General features: G+C 50.7%; 7 protein-coding genes. All 7 read left to right on the top strand.

Translation table 11 applies throughout. The features are described from left to right. Positions 1-172 precede the first annotated feature (172 nt). The 7 genes from GQY55_RS26765 to GQY55_RS26735 all read left to right on the top strand — a co-directional run bounded on the left by GQY55_RS26765 (position 173) and on the right by GQY55_RS26735 (position 6692). Positions 173-1009 carry a polysaccharide deacetylase family protein gene (locus tag GQY55_RS26765; RefSeq protein ID WP_373309298.1) on the top strand — a complete coding sequence of 279 codons (837 nt, stop codon included), beginning with the start codon at positions 173-175 and terminating at the stop codon, positions 1007-1009. Between the two features lie 184 nt (positions 1010-1193). Then, a complete protein-coding gene (locus tag GQY55_RS26760) occupies positions 1194-1907 on the top strand; it encodes an N-acetylmuramoyl-L-alanine amidase family protein (RefSeq protein ID WP_160044967.1) in 714 nt (237 codons plus the stop codon). A 16-nt stretch (positions 1908-1923) separates the two neighbouring features. Next, positions 1924-2604 (top strand): GDSL-type esterase/lipase family protein, encoded by a 681-nt coding sequence (locus tag GQY55_RS26755; protein ID WP_160044966.1) that lies wholly within the window; start codon positions 1924-1926, stop codon positions 2602-2604. Positions 2605-2642: 38 nt separating this feature from the next. Then, positions 2643-4049, top strand: a complete 1407-nt coding sequence (locus GQY55_RS26750) for an MBOAT family O-acyltransferase (RefSeq protein ID WP_160044965.1) — start codon at positions 2643-2645, stop codon at positions 4047-4049. An 11-nt stretch (positions 4050-4060) separates the two neighbouring features. Next, positions 4061-5197, top strand: a complete 1137-nt coding sequence (locus GQY55_RS26745; protein ID WP_160044964.1) for a DHHW family protein — start codon at positions 4061-4063, stop codon at positions 5195-5197. Between the two features lie 6 nt (positions 5198-5203). Next, a complete protein-coding gene (locus GQY55_RS26740; protein WP_160044963.1) occupies positions 5204-5698 on the top strand; it encodes a DUF4358 domain-containing protein in 495 nt (164 codons plus the stop codon). Between the two features lie 220 nt (positions 5699-5918). After that, a complete protein-coding gene (locus GQY55_RS26735) occupies positions 5919-6692 on the top strand; it encodes an RNA polymerase sigma factor (protein ID WP_160044962.1) in 774 nt (257 codons plus the stop codon). Positions 6693-6698: the final 6 nt, after the last annotated feature.

The raw sequence follows: 6698 nt of genomic DNA, 5'->3' as shown, positions 1-6698 counted from the left end.
TGAAGTAGTAGAAGTTTTTATTTTTTCTACTGTCTACTATGATGGGAGCATATCAATCTTCGGTTCTGCGCTTTTTATTTTTAATTGATGTTGATTTCATCTGCATCTGCTCTGCATCTCTTTCTATTAATCTTTTTGTAGATAGAGGGGAGATGGAATCATGACAGCAGGAATAAAAACGGATCGTAACCCGAACGGAAACACGCCAGGAGCCAAAAAACGCAGACGTTTGGTCGTGATGATTGCGGCGTTTTGTCTGGCCGGTTTTTGCCTTTTTAGATGGATGACGTTTGACGGGGAGATAGTTGCTGAGCAGCACGCAAAAACGTTCGCGGGCGGGCAACCGGCAGAAGCAGCCGGCAAGGCCGTTCAAGATAAAGAAAATGGCAGGCCGAAAGGGAAGGTTGTCTATTTGACGTTTGACGACGGTCCCAGCGATTGGACGGGTAAAATTTTGGACGTGCTCGATCAGCAGGGGGTCAAGGCAACCTTTTTTATGCAAGGAAGCCAATTGAAACATCAGAATTTGCAAACATTCGTCAAACGCGCGGTACGGGAGGGCCATTATGTCGGGGGTCATAGCATGACCCATCAATATAAAAAGCTTTACGATCAAAAGCAATTTGTACCCGAAATGAAAGAAAATCTGGCGCTCATCCATGACCTCACGGGCGAAAATCCCCATTTGGTGCGGCCGCCGTACGGCTCGGCTCCGGGACTCGAAGACCGTAAGCTTCGCGATCAAATCGCCAAAGAAGGGATCAAAATCTGGGATTGGACGATCGACTCGAACGATTGGAAGCTGAAGGACCATCCGGAGCAAATCGTCGAAAACATCAAAAAAGCGACGAAAGTCGATCTGGAAGTGGTGTTGTTGCATGAAAAGCCGCAAACGCTGCAGGTTCTTCCGGAAATTATCGCGTTTTATCAGAGAAAAGGTTACCGCTTTGGCGTTTACAACGACGACGGGCATTTCCATATGAATTTTCAAAAGGATCATCGAATATAATCGCGGCCATGCATATTGAAGGCTTCGATTGAATGAAGGAGCTTCTCCGGGAGACCATGCGGTCTTGCAGGGAGCGCTCCTTTTTTTTGTTTTTAAGCCCGAATCTATAAATCTTTTTCATATGATCTGCACTTTATCTTGATCTCGCGCGATTAAACTCTTTTTCGTGAGGAGGAGAGAGTGTGTGAGAAAAGCCATACTTGTCGCAACGTTCTTATTGTCTGCGGCGCTGATCGTCCTGTTGTGCAACATCCGCTCGGGTGACGGGACTGCAAGCCGCGGCAAAAATGAACAAAACCATCAAATGATACGCCTGTTAAGCGAAAACAGAGCTGTATCCCATCAGCCGGGGACGCCGTACAAAATCGTCATCGATGCCGGTCATGGAGGCAAGGATCGCGGCGCGACGGGGGCAAGCGGACGTTTTGAAAAGGATTTGACGCTGCAGCTGGCGCTGAAAGTCGAGGAGCTGGCGAAGCAGGAGCCCGGAATCGAGGTCTACCTGACCCGTGCGGACGATCGTTTCATATCCTCGATTGACCGCGCCAGGCCGAAATTCGCCAATGATTTGGGCACGGATCTGTTTATTTCCATTCACGGCAATACGTATGAGGATCCAAGCGTGTCCGGCACGGAAACTTACTACTACCATGAAGATTCCCGTCCTTTGGCCGAGATCATGCAGCGCCATGTGGTGGAAACAAGCGGGTTTCGGGATCGGGGTGTCAAAAAAGAGAATTACTTCGTCGTGAAGGATACCTTTATGCCGGCCGTTCTCATCGAGACGGGATATGTAACCAATCCGCAGGAAGAGGAGCAAATGCAAAATAGCGGGGTTCAATACCGGATCGCCGGCTCCATTCTGGACGGAATCAAAGAATATTTGAAGCTTGGATAAAGAGAGGGAGATCGATATGAACAAAAAAATCACTACTGCAATCCTGATGGGGAGTGTCGCGTTGGCGCTGGCGGCGTGCGGAAACCCAGCGGCGAACGACAAGGTTCAAGAGCCTGAAGCCTCCCAGGCGCAGGAACAAAAGGCGGATATGCAGAAATCGGATGCAAATTCGTTCAAAACCATTTTTCAAGACAGCGTATTTTTAGGGGATTCCATTACGGAGGGGCTTTCCTTCCATGACGTGCTGAACGAAAAAAACGTGCTTGCCGGCGCGGGGAAAACGGCGGAATTTTCGCTTAAAGACATCGCCGAGCTCACCAAGCGCAATCCAAAGCAGGTCTTTATCCAATTGGGTTCGGACGATATTTTATGGAGGGCGGACGACCCGATAGCTTACTCCATGAAAAACTACGCGAAGTTGATCGGCATGATCAAGGAAAAGCTTCCGCAAACCCGGATTACACTACTGTCGGTGACACCGGTAACGGAAGACGCTATAAAAATGGAGCCTCGGTATAAAAATATCGGCGATTACAATCAAGCCGTCAAAGAGCTGGCCGGCAAAGAAGGCGCCTCTTTTGTCGATTTGTCGCCGATCTTTTCAAACAGCCCCGATTTCTATGATGCGGACGGAATTCATTTTAAACCCGACTATTATACAAAATTGCTGGAGCTGTTGAAGGAGCAAACGAAATAACATGCCGACGGTTCAGTCTGTTTTGGAGGTGGCGCGGGTTGGTTTTTAGCAGTCTTATCTTTTTGTTTCTTTTTCTGCCCGTCACCCTTCTGGTTTATTATGGTTCGCCGAGGAAGCTGCGGAACGTCATCCTCCTTGTCGCAAGCTTGATATTTTATGCCTGGGGGGAGCCCGTATACATTCTGATCATGGTATTCTCAACGGTGTTTGATTACTTTAACGGTCTTTTGATCGATAAGTATAGGCACCGAAAGGGGATCGCAAGGACTGTATTCATAGGTTCGATGACGGGAAGCTTAGGCATTCTCGGGTTCTTCAAATATGCCGGATTTCTCTTGGACAACATCAACCAGCTGTTTCATCTGCATCTGCAAACGGCCGATTTGCCGCTGCCGGTAGGCATCTCCTTTTATACGTTCCAAACGATGTCGTATGTCGTTGACGTATATCTGAATAAGGTGCCGGTACAGCGCAACATCATATCCTTCGGGGCTTACGTGACGATGTTTCCCCAGCTTGTGGCCGGTCCGATCGTCAAATACGGCGATATCGCGGGGCAGCTGGAGTCACGAAGAGTTACGTTGGAACGTTTTGGCGAAGGCGCGGAGCTGTTCATGAGAGGCCTCGCCAAAAAAGTGCTGCTGGCCAACAATATCGGGTTGCTGTGGACAAGCGTCAAAGCGGAGCCGTTCGCCGAGCTTTCCGTCCTGTCCGCCTGGCTTGGCATCATCGCCTTTACCCTGCAAATCTATTTCGATTTCAGCGGGTATTCCGACATGGCTCGCGGGCTTGGCAAAATGTTCGGATTCGATTTCATGGAAAACTTCCGTTATCCGTATATATCCGGGAGCGTGACGGAATTTTGGCGCAGATGGCATATATCGCTTGGCGCCTGGTTTCGGGAATATGTGTATATACCGCTTGGCGGCAACCGGCAGGGGATGGCGAAGCAGCTTCGGAATGTGCTGGTCGTGTGGTTTTTGACCGGCTTATGGCATGGCGCCAGCTGGAATTTTATCGTCTGGGGATTGTATTTCGGTTTTTTCGTGATGATCGAAAAGCTGTTCCTGCTGCGGTGGCTTGAGCGCTTTCCCGCATGGATCCGCCATGTCTACACGCTTCTGATCGTCATGCTTGGCTGGGTGTTGTTCGAAATGGAGCATTTGGCTTCCGCCTGGCGTTTCATCGGCGTAATGTTCGGTGTTTACGGGAATGGATTTGCCGATCGGCAGGCTTCTTACGATCTTTCAGCAAATGCCGTATTGCTGGCCGTATTGGCGCTTTGCGCGACCCCTCTTCCGGGCAAGGTGTTGTCCTACGTGAAAAATAGATGGAAAATCGCCGGCGCCGTTGCCGTTCCGCTTCTATACGTTCTGTTCATGTTCCTGTCGACGGCTTATTTGGTCAATGAAACGTACAATCCGTTTTTATACTTTCGATTTTAAAGGAGGCGGACATGAACGGTTACGACAAACTTAACAAAACATTACCGGCTTTGCTGCTGCTGTTTTTTGTTAGCTTGATTGCTATTTTCAATATAGCGTCCCCGGATCGGGCCTTTTCGGAATCCGAGAACCGGATGCTTGTGCAGCTGCCGCGTTTTTCGCTGAAAGCACTGCTATCGGGGACGTTTACTTCCGACTTCGAAAAATACGTGTCCGACCAATTTGCTTTCAGAGACCTGTGGATCGGCGCGAAAACCGATACGGACCGCTTGCTGGGGAAAAAGGAAAGCAACGGCGTTTATCTTGGAAAAGACGGGTACTTGATTCAGAAGTTCGTACCGCCGGCGGAGGGAGATTTGGAGGCCAAGATGGAAGCCGTCCATGCGTTTGACGACGCCACGCCAGGCCTTCGCAAATACGCCATGATCGTTCCTACGGCAGCGGCCGTGCTTCAAGACAAGCTGCCGAAATACGCCGAAACCGGCGTCGAAGAGGCTTATTTGGGGCAAATCCGGCAGAAGCTGCCTTCCGATATCCGTTTTGTCGATGTATTCCCCGCTTTATACGCCGAAAGGGATCAGCCCATTTTTTATAAAACCGACCATCACTGGACGACCCAAGGCGCTCATGCAGCTTATCTGGAGCTCTGCAAGCAAATGGGATTAAAACCGCAAAACGAGGAAGGATTCCGGATCCGGCAAGTCACCGGCGGATTTTACGGATCGCTGTATTCAAAGAGCGGCTTCAGGCATCTGCGTCCCGACGGCATTCAGCTGTACCTGCCCAAAGAGCAGGAAAAATACACCGTAACGTATGTTGGCGAAGGGCAGACCTCGGATTCGCTGTACGCGATGGATCAGCTTCAGAAAAAAGACAAGTATGCGGTGTTTTTGAACGGGAACCACGCGTTGATCCGGATCCAATCGGCCCGTCCGAACGGGAAAAAGCTGCTGGTCGTCAAGGATTCGTACGCGAACAGCTTCATTCCGTTTTTGCTGGGGCATTTCGGCGAAATCGACGTCGCGGACCTGCGGTATTACGAGGACGACCTGGCGGCGTTCGTGAAGGAGCAGGGGATTCAAGACATGCTGCTGTTATACAACGTGAACACGTTTTTCGAAGACCCATCCATTTTAAATTTGGAGTGATCATACATGAGAACATCGTGGAAAAGAACAAGGGCTTTGCTTGCCTCCATTTTGGCTGTTGCCGCCGCCGTCGCCCTGTTGTCCGGATGCGGTGGCAAGGCGGACAAAAACGATGCCGCACCTTCCATCGAAGAGCTCGGAACTAAAATCGAGCAGGCGGCGGATTTGAAGGAAATGGAACAAAGGGACGGGGAGAAGCTGAAGAAGCTCTACAAAATCGATCCCGACAACCTGGACGGCTTCATCCTTTACACGTCAACATCGAATGTACGGGCGGACGAATTGGCGGTCATTAAGCTGAAGGACGCCCGGCAGACGGAACAAGTCCAAAAGAATATCGAGCAGCGGATCGCCGCGCAAAAAATAAAATTCAAAGATTACCGCCCGGAGGAATATTTTCTGGTGGAAAACCATGTGCTGAAGTCCAAAGGACCGTTCGTCTTCTTTGCCGTTTCCAAAGAGGCGAAGCAAATGGAACAGGCGTTTGACGGCGCGTTTTGATGGAAGATGCTGGTGGATATCATGCAAATAGCGCGTGCTTAGACGTTACAGCCTTTGATCTCCTGATTAGGGAAGATCAAGGGCGTTTTTTATTTGTAGCACCCGAGGCCGATCGTTTGCACCCTCTCTTTTGAGGAAATGTATGGAAAATGGGAACAAATGTGTGGTAAAATCAAATCAATTTGAGAGAATGCTGCGATTTTATGGAGTTCATTATGAAATGATGGAGCCAAACGAGATGACGACACCCCTTTATTCTTCCTATTCAAGCGACCTCGCTCAACGTTTGACCGAGCTAAGACCCGATTTGCTGCGGTATTGCCGATCCTTGGCAGGAATGGAGTGGGAAGCCGAGGACCTTGTGCAGGAGGCGATGATCCGCGTCCTGAACCGCCATGGGAAAGCACCGCAGATTACTGTGAGTAAGGCCTACGTGTTCCGGATCGCCCGGAATCTTTGGATCGACCGCTGCCGCCTTCACCGGCGGCAAGCATCCTTATCCTTCGAGGAACTCGAGCCCGCCGATGCGCCGGCCGCTCCCGCCGACTCGGACCCCTTGATTACGCGCGAGATGCTGGAAGAGCTGATGTATCGCTTGACCCCCAAACCGTTTGTCATCGTGTTGTTGTGCGACGTATTCGGCATGACTGCCAAAGAAGCGGGGTTCTGCATCAACATGGCGGAAGGATCGGTCCAGGTCGCCCTTTCAAGGGCGCGAAAGCGGCTGCGCCTTCTGGCGCTTCGCGAGCCGGAGAGAACCGCCGCCGGCGCCTATCCGATGCAGCAAAGCCGGGTAGGGGCAACCGCCAAGCTGCTCGCCTCCGTTACCGATGCGTTCCGCCGCCATGATCCCAGGCTGATTTACGACGCTTATTTGCGCCTTTTTGAAAACGGTTGCCGGATCGCGGAAATCCATTCCCGGGATGGGCGATACTTCTTTACGTTGCATGACCCCGACGGCAATCTGCTGCTCATAAGCGAATCTTTTTTTTGAAATGTT

The organism is Paenibacillus sp. USDA918EY (assembly GCF_009870825.1).
GTDB classification, from domain to species: Bacteria; Bacillota; Bacilli; order Paenibacillales; family Paenibacillaceae; genus Paenibacillus_AQ; species Paenibacillus_AQ albilobatus.
This window is presented reverse-complemented; position numbering and strand designations above follow the sequence as displayed.